This is a genomic window from Roseovarius sp. MBR-6 (assembly GCF_040547525.1).
In the GTDB taxonomy this organism is placed as follows: Bacteria; Pseudomonadota; Alphaproteobacteria; order Rhodobacterales; family Rhodobacteraceae; genus Roseovarius.
This window is the reverse complement of record NZ_JBEPPW010000007.1, coordinates 60,994-75,348: the sequence shown is the minus strand read 5'-3', so window position 1 is coordinate 75,348 and position 14,355 is coordinate 60,994. Positions and strand designations below refer to the sequence as shown.

Annotated in this window: 13 protein-coding genes; 3 read left to right on the top strand and 10 right to left on the bottom strand. The window is 64.4% G+C overall.

What is annotated here, in order from left to right; all coding sequences use genetic code 11:
- Nucleotides 1–460: 460 nt before the first annotated feature.
- Both ABIE57_RS10900 and ABIE57_RS10895 read right to left on the bottom strand, forming a co-directional pair.
- Nucleotides 461–1,867, bottom strand: a complete 1,407-nt coding sequence (locus ABIE57_RS10900; protein ID WP_354539045.1) for a porin family protein — start codon at nt 1,865–1,867, stop codon at nt 461–463.
- A 131-nt stretch (nt 1,868–1,998) separates the two neighbouring features.
- Complete coding sequence (locus tag ABIE57_RS10895) at nt 1,999–2,250, bottom strand: DUF6476 family protein (protein WP_354539044.1); 252 nt, start codon at nt 2,248–2,250, stop codon at nt 1,999–2,001.
- A gap of 58 nt (nt 2,251–2,308) precedes the next feature.
- Between ABIE57_RS10895 and ABIE57_RS10890 the strand changes: the two genes are divergently transcribed.
- The 3 genes from ABIE57_RS10890 (at nt 2,309) to ABIE57_RS10880 (ending at nt 5,501) form a co-directional block, all read left to right on the top strand.
- Nucleotides 2,309–3,349: an RluA family pseudouridine synthase gene (locus ABIE57_RS10890; protein ID WP_354539152.1), complete on the top strand. Its 1,041-nt coding sequence runs from the start codon at nt 2,309–2,311 to the stop codon at nt 3,347–3,349.
- 139 nt (nt 3,350–3,488) lie between these two features.
- Entirely contained in the window at nt 3,489–4,385 is an 897-nt protein-coding gene (gene rpoH / locus ABIE57_RS10885) for an RNA polymerase sigma factor RpoH (protein ID WP_354539043.1), read from the top strand.
- 57 nt (nt 4,386–4,442) lie between these two features.
- Nucleotides 4,443–5,501 (top strand): alpha/beta hydrolase, encoded by a 1,059-nt coding sequence (locus ABIE57_RS10880; RefSeq protein ID WP_354539042.1) that lies wholly within the window; start codon nt 4,443–4,445, stop codon nt 5,499–5,501.
- Between the two features lie 9 nt (nt 5,502–5,510).
- Here ABIE57_RS10880 and ABIE57_RS10875 read toward each other — a convergent pair whose 3' ends face one another.
- The 8 genes from ABIE57_RS10875 to ABIE57_RS10840 all read right to left on the bottom strand — a co-directional run bounded on the left by ABIE57_RS10875 (nt 5,511) and on the right by ABIE57_RS10840 (nt 14,335).
- Entirely contained in the window at nt 5,511–6,260 is a 750-nt protein-coding gene (locus ABIE57_RS10875; protein ID WP_354539151.1) for a phosphate ABC transporter ATP-binding protein, read from the bottom strand.
- Nucleotides 6,261–6,505: 245 nt separating this feature from the next.
- Nucleotides 6,506–7,651: an iron-containing alcohol dehydrogenase gene (locus ABIE57_RS10870; RefSeq protein ID WP_354539041.1), complete on the bottom strand. Its 1,146-nt coding sequence runs from the start codon at nt 7,649–7,651 to the stop codon at nt 6,506–6,508.
- On the bottom strand, nt 7,648–9,027 hold the full coding sequence (locus ABIE57_RS10865) for an aldehyde dehydrogenase family protein (RefSeq protein WP_454283734.1): 1,380 nt from the start codon (nt 9,025–9,027) through the stop codon (nt 7,648–7,650). Before ABIE57_RS10865 ends, ABIE57_RS10870 begins: the two co-directional genes overlap by 4 nt.
- A gap of 75 nt (nt 9,028–9,102) precedes the next feature.
- Nucleotides 9,103–10,458, bottom strand: a complete 1,356-nt coding sequence (locus ABIE57_RS10860; protein ID WP_354539040.1) for a glutamine synthetase family protein — start codon at nt 10,456–10,458, stop codon at nt 9,103–9,105.
- Between the two features lie 94 nt (nt 10,459–10,552).
- Nucleotides 10,553–11,590, bottom strand: coding sequence for a TRAP transporter substrate-binding protein (locus ABIE57_RS10855; protein ID WP_354539039.1), 1,038 nt, complete (start codon nt 11,588–11,590; stop codon nt 10,553–10,555).
- Nucleotides 11,591–11,657: 67 nt separating this feature from the next.
- Nucleotides 11,658–12,980: a TRAP transporter large permease gene (locus ABIE57_RS10850; RefSeq protein ID WP_354539038.1), complete on the bottom strand. Its 1,323-nt coding sequence runs from the start codon at nt 12,978–12,980 to the stop codon at nt 11,658–11,660.
- Complete coding sequence (locus ABIE57_RS10845; protein WP_354539037.1) at nt 12,970–13,578, bottom strand: TRAP transporter small permease subunit; 609 nt, start codon at nt 13,576–13,578, stop codon at nt 12,970–12,972. Before ABIE57_RS10845 ends, ABIE57_RS10850 begins: the two co-directional genes overlap by 11 nt.
- The gene (locus tag ABIE57_RS10840; RefSeq protein ID WP_354539036.1) at nt 13,571–14,335 is read right to left on the bottom strand and encodes an N-formylglutamate amidohydrolase; all 765 of its coding nucleotides are present in this window, start codon (nt 14,333–14,335) and stop codon (nt 13,571–13,573) included. Before ABIE57_RS10840 ends, ABIE57_RS10845 begins: the two co-directional genes overlap by 8 nt.
- Nucleotides 14,336–14,355: the final 20 nt, after the last annotated feature.

The window sequence follows — 14,355 nt, the reverse complement described above, 5'->3', positions numbered from 1 at the left end:
CCCGGTCCGATCTGAGCGGCGGGCGGCGCGCTGTCGCGCGGCGACCGGTCGAGCCCTGCAAAAGCAATCAGACCGACGATGAACAGAAAAAGCCCGAACGCCAGGAGTGCAGGAATGCGCATGAGCCAGCGATTCCGCCTTTTCGGGGCATGGCTGCCCATCCACCAAAGCACCGCCGCCACCACCCCCGCGCCGATCTGATACTGGAAAAACAACGTGATGCGGTTCATCCCGCGCGTGAAGCCGAAATCTGCGGGAGGCGTGATATAAGGCACAAGAAACGACGCCACATAGAGCGCGGCCCAGATTCCAAGAAGCAGAATGACCCAGTTGCGGCGCTTCATCGACAACCCTCGGCGCGTATCATGCCTTGGCCGGGAGGGCTTGCAAGCCCGGTTCTGCGCCGCCGCCACCCCTTGCGCCGGTCATTGATGCGACCGGGGCGTATTGGCTGTCGCTGTCAGAACGACAGCCGCACACTCGCGCCGATCCGGAATGACCAATCACCGTCGACGTCGATTTCCGGGTCGAGCGGCACACCTCCGCCGGTGGAGTCGGGCCTGAAATAGTCGATGAGCGGCAGGCCGCCATATTGCGCAGCCACCGTAAATCCGCCCGACAGGTTGCCCTTGGTCCGGCTCAGCCCGGCGGAAATGGAAAAGGTCTCCATGCCTTCGCTCTCGCTGAAGCGGTTGCCGTTGTTGATGTTGAGTGCGCCACCCAACCCGATCGCCTGAACCCGGTCGAATGCCTCGACGTCGACAAAGGAATATCCGACCGTAGTCCGAAGATAGCCCGAGGTCGTCACGCCGTTGCCGTTGATGGCATGGCGTTCCTGTTGCAGGCCCGCATAGACACCGAACGTCTTGACATCAAAAGAGGTGTCGTAGCGCACATTGGCCGCAGAGCCCGCGCCAAAGGCAGGGGTATCGGTCAGGAACTCTGCCCGTTCGTCCTGATCGGCGAAGTCGAAATTCACACCTAGGATCGCGCTGTTGATGCGCAACACCTCGTTCTGGGCAAACGGCATCCCGAGAGAGCCAGAGCGTGCGTTGCGCGGCATCGTCACGCCGAATGGATGCACGATCTCCAGCCCGCCGCCGAAACTCGTCCGATCAACACTGAAATTGCCGTAGCGGATGTCTGTGGGCGCGTTGATGAATACGCCCGGCGCGTAGCCCACACCGGTGATTCCAAGCCCGTAAGGCAGCGCCTGATTCTGAAAGGAATCGTCGGCCCCGAGATCGGTAAAGCTGAACGTCGCCCCCAGCTTGGTGGGAAACAGTCGCCCGGTATCATAGCAATACCCGATCCGCGCGTCGGCATACAGTCCCTTGAGGCTGTAATCGAAGCTGCTTGCGGGATTGACTACGTTGCCGAGGCCGTCCTCGGTGGCCAGCGCCGAGCGCTTGGAGTCATCGAGAAAGCCCAGGTAGCCGACTTTCAGGCTTAGACCGTCGAGGCGAAACTTGCTGCCGATTTGATAGGAACCGTCGTCGCTCCGTTGGGCGCAGCCGCCCGCAACAAACCCGTCGGGCCGCCGGACGTTCGCAACGCTTTCGTCTGCATCGCCCAGATGGATGCGTCCGAAATCTCCGCTGAGAGAGACAAATGCTTCGTCGATTTCCTCGGCTGTCCGGCGATCGTCCAGGTCTATGTGGGTGCCGAATGTGATCCCGTTGTCGGCCACAAGACGATGGTTGAACCGGATGCGGTCGGGGACTTCGAAGTCCTCGGCGGAACTCGCTCCTGAACCTTCGTTATAGGCGAGGCCGAAATTTCCCGAAAACACCGGTTCGCTTTTGGCCTGCGAGGCGAGAACAGAGGACATGAGCAGGGCGGGCAGCGTGAGTTTGAGGTAAGTCATGCTGAATTCCCCACGAGCGACGCAGAAGGTCCAATGCGTTATCTTTACGCTACGTCAGTTTTGATAAAAGAATTAAGACCGATGCGGCCCGATATTCCCGAAAGCTGTTGCCGAATTGCGACAAAATGACGCTATTCCTGGATGTCCACCACCTGCCGTAGTCCTCCGCTGATGCGATCGTAGATCAGGATGCGCTCGTCCTCGGTCACGACCGCATACCACCCCTTGCCCTGGGTGAACGCGGTGGCCCGCGCGCCCTCGGGCAGGGTGATGCTTTCAGGCAGCGCCAGATCGGGTGCGCTCCGGAACCGGGTGACAAAGAGCGTCACGATCACTAGAAGCCCGAGGATCATCGTGGCGGTCAGCACCGTGACCAGCCGCATGAGAAACCGCAGTGAGGCCGGATTTATCGGCGAAGGAGCTTCGGAATTGGGCTCGGACATGGGGCAGGACCTGCTCGGCTTTACCATCGGGGCCAATCCGCCCCCCCGCCTTGATAAGGCGCTGGCGCGCGATGTGCCAGAGGCGCACGCGCTCTCGCGGACGCGCCTCGCGCGGCTGATCGAGGAGGGGGCGGTGCATGTCAACGGAATGGCGGTCACCGATGCCAAGGCGCGCGTGGCCGAGGGCGACCGCGTGGACATCACCCTGCCCGAGATGCGCGAGACCCATATGGAGCCGGAGGCCATCGCGCTTGACGTGGTCTTTGAGGATGACGCCCTCATCGTCATCGACAAGCCTGCGGGGATGGTCGTGCATCCCGCGCCCGGCAGCCCCGAGGGCACGCTTGTCAACGCGCTTCTGCATCATTTCGGCGACCGGCTCTCTGGCGTGGGCGGCACACGGCGGCCCGGCATTGTCCACCGCATCGACAAGGATACCAGCGGCCTTCTGGTGGTGGCCAAGTCCGATGCCGCTCATCAGGGGCTGGCCGCGCAATTCGCCGCCCACACCGCCGAGCGCGCCTACAGCGCGGTGGTGCATGGCGTGCCCGATGCGGGCGATCCGCGCCTGCGCGGGCTGGCGGGCGTGGCGTTCGAGCCGGGCGGCGTGCTGCGCATCATCACAGAGCTTGCCCGCCACCGCACCGACCGGCAGCGTCAGGCGGTTGTGGCCCATGGCGGGCGCCGCGCGGTGACGCGCGCGCGGGTGATCGAGAGCTTTGGCGGAGCGGCAGCGCTTCTGGAATGTCGGCTTGAAACCGGGCGCACCCATCAGATCCGGGTGCACATGGCCCACGCGGGTCATGGTCTCATCGGCGATCCGGTCTATGGCGGGCGTCGCCGCCTGCCCGCCCGCGCCCTGCCGCCGGGTGCCGCAGAGGCGGCGCGGGCGTTTCCCCGGCAGGCGCTCCATGCGGGTCGTCTGGGGTTCACCCATCCCCTGAGCGATGAGTGGCTGTGCTTTGACGCACCCTTGCCCGAGGATATGCGCGCCCTTCTCGCCGCGCTGCGCGGGAGCGATGACAGCCCGACAGGATGACGTGACTTTTAGAAACATTTGGCGGATTTCGCCGGAAGTGCCGTCACGTTGCGTTAAGATACCTGACATAAGTTCTCTTGAATTCGCGGGAGGACTGCACAGGTCTACGTAAACGAATACGATCAGGAGGGATAACCGCATGGGCAATTTCGCAAATCTGCCTGCTCCGACGCCGGAGGGCGGGCTGAACCGCTACATGCAGGAGATTCGCAAGTTTCCGCTTCTGGAGCCGGAAGAGGAATACATGCTCGCCAAACGCTGGGTCGAGGAGCAGGACACCGAGGCCGCGCACAAGATGGTCACCAGCCACCTGCGCCTCGCGGCCAAGCTTGCCATGGGCTATCGCGGCTACGGCTTGCCGGTGGCCGAGGTGATCTCGGAGGCGAATGTCGGCCTCATGCAGGCGGTCAAGCGATTCGATCCCGAAAAGGGCTTTCGTCTTGCCACCTACGCGATGTGGTGGATCCGGGCCTCGATCCAGGAATATATCCTGCGGTCCTGGAGCCTTGTGAAACTCGGCACCACTTCGGCGCAGAAAAAGCTTTTCTTCAACCTGCGCAAGGCCAAGGCCAAGCTTGGCGCGCTGGAAGAGGGCGACCTGCGCCCCGAAGCGGTCAAGAAGATCGCCCATGATCTCGGCGTGACCGAGGCGGACGTGATCAGCATGAACCGCCGCATGTCCGGCGGCGATGCCTCGCTCAATGCCACCGTCGGCACCGAGGGCGAAGGCACGATGCAATGGCAGGACTGGCTCGAGGATGAAGACGCCGATCAGGCCGGCGATTACGAGGCGCGCGACGAGCTTGAGGCGCGGCGCGAATTGCTCACGCTGGCGATGGACGTGCTCAACGAGCGAGAGCGCGACATCCTCACGCAGCGCCGTCTCAACGAAGAGACCATCACGCTTGAGGATCTCAGCGCGCAATATGACGTCAGCCGCGAGCGTATCCGCCAGATCGAGGTGCGTGCCTTCGAGAAGCTGCAAAAGCGGATGCGCACGCTGGCGCAGGAAAAAGGGATGCTGGGCACCAACTGAGCCTTGGCCCGCCCGCGCCCCTGACGTAAGACATCGCTGGAACGGTCGGGATAGGGCATGGGTATCGGCACGCGGGGTCTGGCACTGTTTCTGGTCATGGTCGTCGCGGCCTGTTCACCGCGCCCCGTGGCCATGCGCGCCGCCCCCGATCCGGCGGCCACCATCGTGCCTGTTTTCGGCGTGACCGGGCGCAGGCTCGACACCGGCGGCTCGATCTTCGGGTATGACCGGCCCCGAGAGGTGGAACATTTCCGCATCGACGTCTCGGTGCCGCCCACACACCGTCCCGGCCGGATTGCCTGGCCCAAGGTGGCCCCCGATGCCGCCACGGATTTCGTCGTGACCGATGCGGGCATTTACCCCGACGCGCGCGCGCTTGTCTCCGACATGCGCCGCACCGTGCCCGGACGCGAGACGCTGCTTTTCGTGCATGGCTACAACAGCACGCTGTCCGAGGTGGTCTTTCGCACCGCGCAGATCGTCACCGATTTCGATGTGAAAATGCCCGGCGTGGTCTTCGCCTGGCCCTCGGCTGGGGATCCGCGCGGCTATCTCTATGACCGCGACAGCGTGCTCTATGCCCGTGATGACCTTGAACGGACCCTGCGCGACCTGACCGCGCGGCCCGGTGACAAGGTATTCCTGCTTGCCCATTCCATGGGCTCTCACCTGACCATGGAAACACTCCGCCAGATCGCGCTCAGGGGGGATCGCGCGCTTCTCGACCGGCTGAGCGGCGTGGTGCTTGTCGCCCCGGATATCGATCCGGACCTCTTCGCGCGGCAGGCGGAGGTGATTGGCACCCTGCCGCAGCCCTTCCTCATCTTCATCACGCAGCGCGACCGCGCGCTCAGCGTCTCGGGCTTCATCACCGGACGCAAGCCGCGCCTTGGGGTCATCGCCGAGGCCGCAGAGATCGAGCGCCCGGATGTTCGGGTGATCGACGTGACGGCACTCTCCGAAGGCGGCGCGGCGCTCAACCATTCCGTGCCGCTTACCTCGCCCGCCGCCATTTCGCTGCTGAACTCGGTGATGACACGGGCCGAGCGCGAGGGGCGGGGCCTTCTGCGCGCGGTGGCCGAGCAACTGCCGCTTATCCCCACCAACCCGCGCTGACCGCGCGCCTCAGCCGAATTTCCCGGCGATGAAACGGCGCGCCTCCACCGTCCGCGCGGCGGTAAAGACCTGTTCGGTCGGCCCGATCTCGAGCAAGCGGCCAAGATGGAAATAGGCCACCCGGTCCGCCAGCCGCCGCGCCTCCATCATCGAATGGGTCACGACGACAATGGCATGATCGGGTTTGAGCGCCAGCATCAGATCCTCGATCGCCGCCGTGGCAATCGGGTCGATCGAGCCGGTGGGCTCGTCCATCAACAGCACCTCGGGCCGTGTCGAGAGCGCGCGGGCGATGCACAGCCGCTGCTGTTGCCCGCCGCTCAATGCGGTGCCGTCCATGGTATGCAGCTTGTCCTTGACCTCGTCCCAGAGATGGGCGCGGCGCAGGCAATCCTCGACATGGGCATCAAGATCGGCGCGGCTGTCGGTGATGCCGTGGATCTGCGCGCCATAGGCCACATTGCGCCAGATCGTCATGGGGAAGGGGTTGGGCTTCTGCGCGACCCAGCCAAAGCGGCGTCGATGCATCGGCGGGTCGACATCGGGGGCGTGGATATCCTGATCGTGCATGGTGATCTGCCCGGTCAGGCGCAGGTCGCGCGTGCCCTCGTGCATCCGGTTGAGACACTTGAGCGCGGTCGTCTTGCCGCATCCGGATGGCCCGATGAACGCAAGGATCTCACCCTCGTGAAGATCGAAAGTCACGTCGATCAGGGCCTGTTTCTCGCCATACCAGAGATTGAGCTTGCGCACCTCCATCACCGGCGGGCGGTTGGAGCGGGCGCGTGGCTGTGTTTCGGGCGTGTTGTCGGTGTCGAACATGGGCGGTCTCCCTCGGCGTTTGTCCTGCCCGCAGGCTGCCCGAGAGAAAGCGACGCGCATTTGATCTGATCCCGCCCCGCCCGTGATTTCATGGAAAATTCATGGAACCGTTACACGCGGCTCCGCTTGCCATGCGCACCGCCGCCCGACCAGAGGACCGGTCGCGCGGCAGGCGCACCCCCTCACATCGCCGCGTGAAAGAGCGCGGTGAGGTTTTCCTCGGTCAGCGCCACCGGATTGCCGCCGCAGGACGGATCGACGATGGCCCCTTTCACCAGGTCGGGAATCGCCGCCTCGGTCACGCCAAGTGCTGCCAGACCGCGCGGAATGCCCAGGCTGTCGTTGAACTCCTGCACAAAGGCGCGGAACCCGTCGAACCCGCCCGTGATGCCCAGATAGCCCGCCGCCCGGTCGAACCGGTCGCGGATCGCGTCCGCGTTGAAATCAAGCACCGCGGGCATGCAGACCGCATTCGTGGTCCCGTGATGGGTGTTGAAATAGGCGCCCACCGGATGGCTCATGGCATGGATCGCGCCCAGCCCTTTCTGAAACGCCGTCGCCCCCATGGCCGCCGCGCTCATCATCTGCGCGCGCGCCGCGATATCGGTGCCGTCCGCGTAGGCGCGCGGCAGGTTCTCGATCACCAGCCGCATCCCCTCAATGGCAATCCCTTGGCTCATCGGGTGGTAATGCGGCGAGGAAAACGCCTCGACGCAATGCGCGAATGCGTCCAGCCCGGTGCCCGCGGTGATCGCGCGCGGCATCCCCACGGTCAGTTCGGGGTCGCAGATCACCACGGTGGGCAGGAATTTGGGGTGAAAGATGATCTTCTTGGCGTGGGTGGCCGCATCGGTGATGATGCTCGCACGCCCCACCTCGGATCCGGTCCCGGCTGTGGTGGGCACGGCCACGATGGGGGCAATGGCGTCCGCATTGGCGCGCGTCCACCAATCGCCCACATCCTCGAAATCCCAGACGGGCCGGGTTTGCCCCGCCATGAAGGCCACGCATTTGCCCAGGTCCAGCCCCGAGCCGCCGCCAAAGGCAATCACCCCGTCATGCCCGCCTGCCTTGTAGGCGGCAACGCCTGCGGCAAGGTTGATCTCGTTGGGGTTGGGATCGACCTCGGCAAAAAGCCCCGGCTCCAGCCCCGCCTCCCGCAGGATATCGAGTGCGCGCGCGGTGATGGGCAGCGGCGCAAGCCCGCGGTCGGTGACCAGCAAGGGCCGTGTGATACCCGCCTGTGCGCAGGCGGCGGGCAGTTCCACGATGCGGCCTGCCCCGAACTTGATCGCGGTCGGATAGGACCAGTTTGCGGTAAGTGTCATGACGTGACCTTCTTCAGGTGATAGGATTTCGGGCGGGTGAGGTTGTGATAGCCGATGACCGAGAGCGCGCCGCCCCGGCCCGTCTGCTTGCAGCCGGTCCAGCACAGGCCGGGATCGAGGTAATCGGCGCGGTTCATGAAGACGGTGCCGGTCTCGATGGCGTCGCCGATCCGCGCTGCGCGGTCGATGTCGGCGGTCCAGAGCGAGGCGGTGAGGCCGAAGGGGCTGTCGTTCATCAGGGTGATTGCCTCGGCGTCGCCGCTCACCGGCATGATCCCGACCACCGGGCCGAAACTCTCGTCGCGCATCACGCGCATGTCGTGGCTGACATTGGTGAGGATCTGCGGCGTCAGGTAGCAGCCGCCATCGTCCTGCGGGAAGGTTTCGATATGGGCCGTGGCCCCCATCGCCAGCGCCTCGTCCACTTGCGCGCGCACCTCGGCGGCAAAGCGGGCATTGGCCATCGGTCCGAGCGTCGTTTCCGGGTCGAGCGGGTTGCCGAGGCGATAGCCCCTGACCAGCGCCACGGATTTCTCCAAGAAGGCGTCAAAAAGGCTCTGATGCACATAGATCCGCTCGATCCCGCAGCAGCATTGCCCGGAATTGAACATCGCCCCGTCGATCAGCGTCGCCACCGCCGCGTCGAGATCGGCATCCTCCATCACGTAACCCGGATCCTTGCCGCCAAGCTCCAGCCCCAGCCCGGTGAAGGTGCCCGCCGCCGCGCGTTCCATCGCCTGGCCGCCCCCCACCGAGCCGGTGAAGTTGACGAAATCGAACGCGCCCCCGGCAATGAGCGCCGATGTGGTGTCGTGATCCAGGAACACGTTGCGGAACACGGCCTCCGGCACGCCCGCCGCGTGAAAGGCCCGCGCCATGCGCTCGCCCACCAGCAGCGTCTGCGTGGCGTGTTTCAGCACCACCGCATTTCCGGCAATGAGTGCGGGGGCCACGGTATTGATCGCCGTCATGTAGGGGTAATTCCACGGCGCCACGACGAACACCACGCCATGCGGCACCCGCCGGATATAGCGGCGGAACGTGGCGTTCTCGCCCACCTCCATATCGGCAAGCGCGTCCTCGGCAATCGCCGCCATGTGGCTCGCGCGTTCGTTGAAGCCGCCGAATTCGCCGCCATAGCGCACGGGCCGCCCCATCATGTGCGCCAGTTCGGGCACGATCTCATCGTTCATCGCACCCACGGCGGCTACGCCCGCCATCACGAGGTCTATCCGCTCTTGCAAGGGGCGCGCGCCCCACGCGGCCTGCGCCGCGCGGCTCTCGGCCACCGCCGCGCGCGCCTCGTCGAGCGTCATCGCCTCGCGGGTGGCGAAAACCGATCCGTCGATCGGCGAAATGCATGTCAGTGTCGTCATGATCGCATCCTTGATCGCGGGCACCCGGCCCGCCCTTCATCGTTCTTCAAATACTCATGTCCGGCCTTGCCGCCCTCACGCCCGCTCGAAGCCGCGCGCGATCTCGTAATCGGTCACAACCCGGTCGAAATCCTCGATCTCGACCTCCGCCGCGCGGGCGTAATGGTCCACCACCTCGTCGCCGAAGGTCGCGCGCAGGAAATCCGAGCGCATGAGCGCCTCGCGCGCGTCGCGCAGCGTCTCGGGGATGCGGCCCGTGTTGCCCGCATAGGCATCGCCGCGCGCGGGCGGGGATAGCTCCAGCCGGTCCTCGATCCCCTTCATCCCCGCCGCCAGCATCGCCGCCATGGCGAGGTATGGGTTGAGGTCCGAGCCGCCCACCCGGCATTCCACCCGCACCGCCCGTGAGCCTGCGCCGCAGAGCCGGAACCCGGCGGTGCGGTTGTCGACCGACCACAGGATGCGAGTCGGTGCGAATGTGCCCTTCTGGAAGCGCTTGTAGCTGTTGATGTAGGGGGCAAGGAAATAGGTGTAATCGGGCGCATATTTCAGCAGCCCCGCCATGTAGTGTTTCATCAGCGCGCTCATGCCAAGGCTGTCCGCCGCATCGACAAAGGCGGGCTTGCCGTCCTGCCAGAGCGATTGATGCACATGGCTCGACGAGCCGACGCGCTTTTGGTGCCATTTCGGCAGAAAGCTCGCCGCATGGCCCTGCTGATGGGCGATCTCCTTGATCGCGTGCTTGGCGATGGTGTGGTAATCGGCCATGTCGAGCGCGGGGGCATAGCGGATGTTGAGTTCCTCCTGCCCGGCTTCGGCCTCGCCCTTGGTGTTTTCCACCGGGATGCCTGCCGCCACCAGATGATTGCGCACCGGGCGCATCACATGCTCTTCGCGCGTGGTTTGCAGGATGTTGTAATCCTCGTTATAGCCCGAGATCGGCGTCAGGTCGCGATAACCCGACTTGCGGATCTCCTCAAAGCTCTGCTCGAACAGGAAAAATTCCAGTTCGGTCGCCATCATCGCCTGATAGCCCATGGCGTCAAGCCGCGCGATCTGGCTCTGGAGCATGGCGCGCGGGCTGTGGGGGACGGGCGCGTGGCTGTGGTGGTCGAGCACGTCGCAAAGCACCATCGCCGTGCCCTCGAGCCAGGGCATGAGGCGCAGCGTCGAGAGGTCGGGCTTCATGGTATAGTCGCCATAGCCGCGTTCCCAGCTTGTCGCGGCAAAGCCTTCGGGCGTGGTCATTTCAAGGTCGGTCGCCAGCAGGTAGTTGCAGCAATGGGTTTCCTGCCAGGCACTGGCGAGGAAATGGCTCGCGTGAAACCGTTTGCCCATGAGGCGGCCCTGCATGTCCACCAGACAGACAAGCACGGTATCGACCGTGCCGGCGGCAACCTTCGATTTCAGGTCTTCGAGAGTGAGGGCCATGGCGGCGTCCTTGTTGTTCTGCGCGTCACTTGTCTATGTCTTGCAATGTCCGGCCCCGGTCGTGCGGGGCCGGACGGGTCTTGTCGCGGGGGGCTCAGCCGTTGGTATAGGGCGGGCCGGCCTGGTTGATGACCTCGTTATACGCGCGGAAGATGCCGACGATCTTTTGCTCGATCTCGCCTTCCTGCGCCACCTCGTTCCAGAAGTCCTTGGCGGCGTTTTCCACCTCGGCCCACTCGTTGGCAGGCACCGTGCGCAACTCCAGCTTGTCGCCGGTCGCGCGCAGCCGCGCCTCGCCGCCCCAATACCACTGGTTGCGATAGGTATGCCCGGCCTCGGTCGCGGCCATGACCAGTTGCTTGAGGTGATCGGGCAGATCGGCCCATTGCCGCTGGTTGACGAACCAGGACCCGATCCACGCGCCAGAGATGTTGTTGGTCAGGAAATAGTCGGTCACATTCGCCCAACCCACGGTGTAATCCTCGGTGATCCCGGACCAGGCCATGCCGTCAAGCTCGCCCGTTTGCACCGCCACCTCGGCATCCTCGTAAGGGATGTTCACCGGCACGACGCCGAATTTCGCCAGGAACCGGCCGGCGGTCGGGAAGGTATAGAGCTTGAGCCCGTCGAGATCGGCGACCGAGGTGATTTCCTTCTTGGTGTTGAAGTTGCACGGATCCTGTCCTGCGGCGGATATCCACTGCACGCCGACCTTGGCATATTCCTCGCGCCAGATATCGGCGAGGCCGTATTGGTTGAAGAGCACCGGCACGTCGAGAATATGCTTGGTGGCAAAGGGGAAATAGCCGCCGAACTGCCGCAGCGGCGTGGGCGAGGCCATCGAATCGTCATCCGAATGCACGGCGTCGATGGTGCCGCGCTGAAGCGCCTGGAAAAGCTCTCCGGTGGGCACGATCTGATCGGCGTAGAAAAGCTCGATCTCCATCTCGCCATTGGCGGCGCTGTTGACGTAATCGACCATCGGCTTGGTCACATGCTCGCCCAGGGCACCGCCGGCATAGGTCTGCATCCGCCAGCGGATCGGGGCCTGCGCCTTGACGATGGCGGGGCTGGCCAGCGTGGCCGCCGCGCCGACGCCCGCGGTGGTGAGAAACTTTCTTCTGGTGGTCATTGTGTCGTCCTCCTGTTGGTTGCTCGAAAGGGGTTCGCTCCGTTGGCGGAGTTCTCGGATTATTCCATCATCCATAGACCAGCTGCGGCAGCCACAGCGCGATCTGCGGAAAGGCCATCACCAGCGCCAGCGCCACCGCCATCACCAGCACGAAAGGCAGGATCGAGCGGTAGATGTCACGCAGCGTGATCTCGGGCGGGGCCATGGCCCGCATCAGAAACAGGTTATAGCCAAAGGGCGGTGTCATGTAGGCAATCTGCGTGGTGATCGTGTAAAGCACACCATACCATATCAGATCGAAACCAAGCGCGCCCACAAGCGGCACGTATAGCGGCGCTACGATCACCAGCATGGCGGTGTCGTCCAGAAACGTGCCCATGATGATGAAGCTCAGTTGCATCAGGATGAGAATCATCCACGGGCTGAGCCCCATCTTTTCGGTGAAGAGGGACTCGATCGCTTTGACCGCCCCCAGCCCGTCGAAGACCGCGCCAAAGGCCAGCGCGGCAAGGATGATCCACATGAACATGCACGAAATCCCCAGCGTCATGCGCACGGAGGTCTCGAACACGGCCCGTGTCATCCGCCCCTTGAGCACGGCGGCCATGAAGGCCGTCATCGCGCCGATGGCCGAGCTTTCCACAAGGCTGGTCCAGCCGTTGACGAAGGGCACCATCATCGCCGCGAAGATGAAAAGCGGGAGAAGCCCCGCGCGCAGGAGCCGCAGCTTTTCGCGCATCGGCATGGTGCGTTCTTCGGCCGGGAGGACAGGGCCAAGATGCGGCTGCAACCGACAGCGCACATAGATATAGATGACAAAGAGCGTGGCCATCATCAGCCCAGGAATGATCCCCGCCAGCCACAATTGCCCAACCGGTTGCCGTGCGATCATCGCATAGAGCACCAGCACCACCGAGGGCGGCACAAGGATGCCAAGGCTCGATCCGGCCTGAATGACGCCTGTGACCATGATCTTGTCATAGCCGCGCCGCAAAAGCTCCGGCAGGGCAATCGTGGCCCCGATGGCCATGCCCGCCACGCTGAGGCCGTTCATGGCCGATACCAGCACCATGAGGCCGATCGTGCCGATGGCCAGACCCCCGCGCACCGGTCCCATCCAGACATGGAACATCTTGTAGAGATCGTCGGCGATGCGGCTCTCGCTCATCACATAGCCCATGAAGATGAACATCGGCAGCGTCAGCAGAGGATACCATTTCATCAGCTTGATCGCCGAGGCGAAGGCAATGTCGAACCCGCCCCGGTCCCCCCAGAGCAGCAGCGCCGCGATCACCGCGACAAAGCCGATGGCCCCGAACACGCGCTGTCCGGTAAAGAGCATCACCATCATGGTCGCGAACATGAAGAGCGCGATCATCTCATATGGCACGGGGCACCTCCTCGCCGGAGAGGCGCAGGACGTCGCGGCAGAGCTCCGCCAGCGCCTGCAACAGCATGAGAAACACGCCGAAACAGAGGATCGTCTTGACCGGCCAGATCACCGGCCGCCAGACGGTCGAGCTGCGCTCCAGCACGCCTGTCTTGGCGGCGGCGGCGTCATAGCCGCCGGTGACAAGGCTGCGCAACAGGTCCCAGAAGAAGGCCAGCGGCTCGGTGCCGAAATAACCCAGCGAATAGGCGGTGGAACTGATCCCGCCATAGAGCAGCACCCCGAGATAGAAGAGCAGAAAGAACACCGTGACCACGTCGACCATGGCGCGCGTACGGTCTGACCAGTCACCGTAGAACAGGTCCATCCGCACATTCGATCCCATCTGGATCGAATAGGGCCCGCCCAGAATGTAATAGGCCACCATCACGAATTGCGCCGTCTCCAGCGTCCAGAGCGCGGGACTGAAAAAGGTCTTGGAGGCCGAGGACCACAGAAGCACCCCCATCAGCGCAAAGATGAGATACATGGCGATGCGTCCGATGAAGCGGTTCATCCGGTCGATCCGGCGGATGTAGCCGCGCATGAGGTTACGCATCCTGCGCCTCCCCAAGGCCGAGGGCTGCCAGCGCGGGGCGTAGCAGGATCAGGATTTCATCGGCCATCTGGCGCTGTGCCTGTTCGGTGGTCAGCAGGTCCTGACGCACCTCCAGCATGACATTGGGCAGATCATTGGCCAGCCCGTGCCGGCGCAGCGTATGGGTCACGCCATCCTCGGGGCCATAGGGCGCGTTGCGCTCGATGCGCCGCGCTGGCAGGGCGGGGGCCCTGGCCAGCATCAGGTCGGCGAGGCGCGCATCGGCGTCATGCAGGATGCCAAGCTCCACCGCGCGCGGGGTGCCGAACCAGGTGGGCGAGAAGCTGTGGACGGTGACAAGCGCCGCTGGGGTCTGGCGCGCGGCGATCACCTCGGTGAGGGCCTTGGTGAAGGGTTCGTAGACGGCTTTCGCGCGCGCGGCGCGTGCGGTTGCGTCGAGGCCCCGGTTGCCCGGCACCGCGATGGTCTCGCTCTGCTCGGGCATGGCCGAGGGCGCGTCGGGCGGACGGTTGCAATCGTAGACCAGCCGCGAGATGCGCCCCGCGACGAGCGGTGCGTCGAGGGCCTGCGACAAGAGTTGTGCAAGCGCAAGGGCACCGGGATCCCAGGCCGCGTGGCTGAAGCGCGCGGCCTCATCGAGGCCGAGGCCGCGATAGCCGTCGGGGATGTGATTCGAGGCGTGCTCGCAGACAAGGATGACCACGCCGCGCCCATGCGGATTCAGGATTTCCACAGGATTTTCGGCTGTTCCGGTCATGGAGGGTCCCCGCTTTGGAA

Excerpts from the sequence above, each read along its gene's own strand:
- ABIE57_RS10900 (WP_354539045.1), bottom strand. The coding sequence starts at position 1,867 with ATGACTTACCTCAAACTCACGCTGCCCGCCCTGCTCATGTCCTCTGTT.
- ABIE57_RS10895 (WP_354539044.1), bottom strand. The coding sequence starts at position 2,250 with ATGCGGCTGGTCACGGTGCTGACCGCCACGATGATCCTCGGGCTTCTA.
- ABIE57_RS10890 (WP_354539152.1), top strand. The coding sequence starts at position 2,309 with ATGGGGCAGGACCTGCTCGGCTTTACCATCGGGGCCAATCCGCCCCCC.
- rpoH (WP_354539043.1), top strand. The coding sequence starts at position 3,489 with ATGGGCAATTTCGCAAATCTGCCTGCTCCGACGCCGGAGGGCGGGCTG.
- ABIE57_RS10880 (WP_354539042.1), top strand. The coding sequence starts at position 4,443 with ATGGGTATCGGCACGCGGGGTCTGGCACTGTTTCTGGTCATGGTCGTC.
- ABIE57_RS10875 (WP_354539151.1), bottom strand. The coding sequence starts at position 6,260 with ATGGAGGTGCGCAAGCTCAATCTCTGGTATGGCGAGAAACAGGCCCTG.
- ABIE57_RS10870 (WP_354539041.1), bottom strand. The coding sequence starts at position 7,651 with ATGACACTTACCGCAAACTGGTCCTATCCGACCGCGATCAAGTTCGGG.
- ABIE57_RS10865 (WP_454283734.1), bottom strand. The coding sequence starts at position 9,027 with ATGACGACACTGACATGCATTTCGCCGATCGACGGATCGGTTTTCGCC.
- ABIE57_RS10860 (WP_354539040.1), bottom strand. The coding sequence starts at position 10,458 with ATGGCCCTCACTCTCGAAGACCTGAAATCGAAGGTTGCCGCCGGCACG.
- ABIE57_RS10855 (WP_354539039.1), bottom strand. The coding sequence starts at position 11,590 with ATGACCACCAGAAGAAAGTTTCTCACCACCGCGGGCGTCGGCGCGGCG.
- ABIE57_RS10845 (WP_354539037.1), bottom strand. The coding sequence starts at position 13,578 with ATGCGTAACCTCATGCGCGGCTACATCCGCCGGATCGACCGGATGAAC.
- ABIE57_RS10840 (WP_354539036.1), bottom strand. The coding sequence starts at position 14,335 with ATGACCGGAACAGCCGAAAATCCTGTGGAAATCCTGAATCCGCATGGG.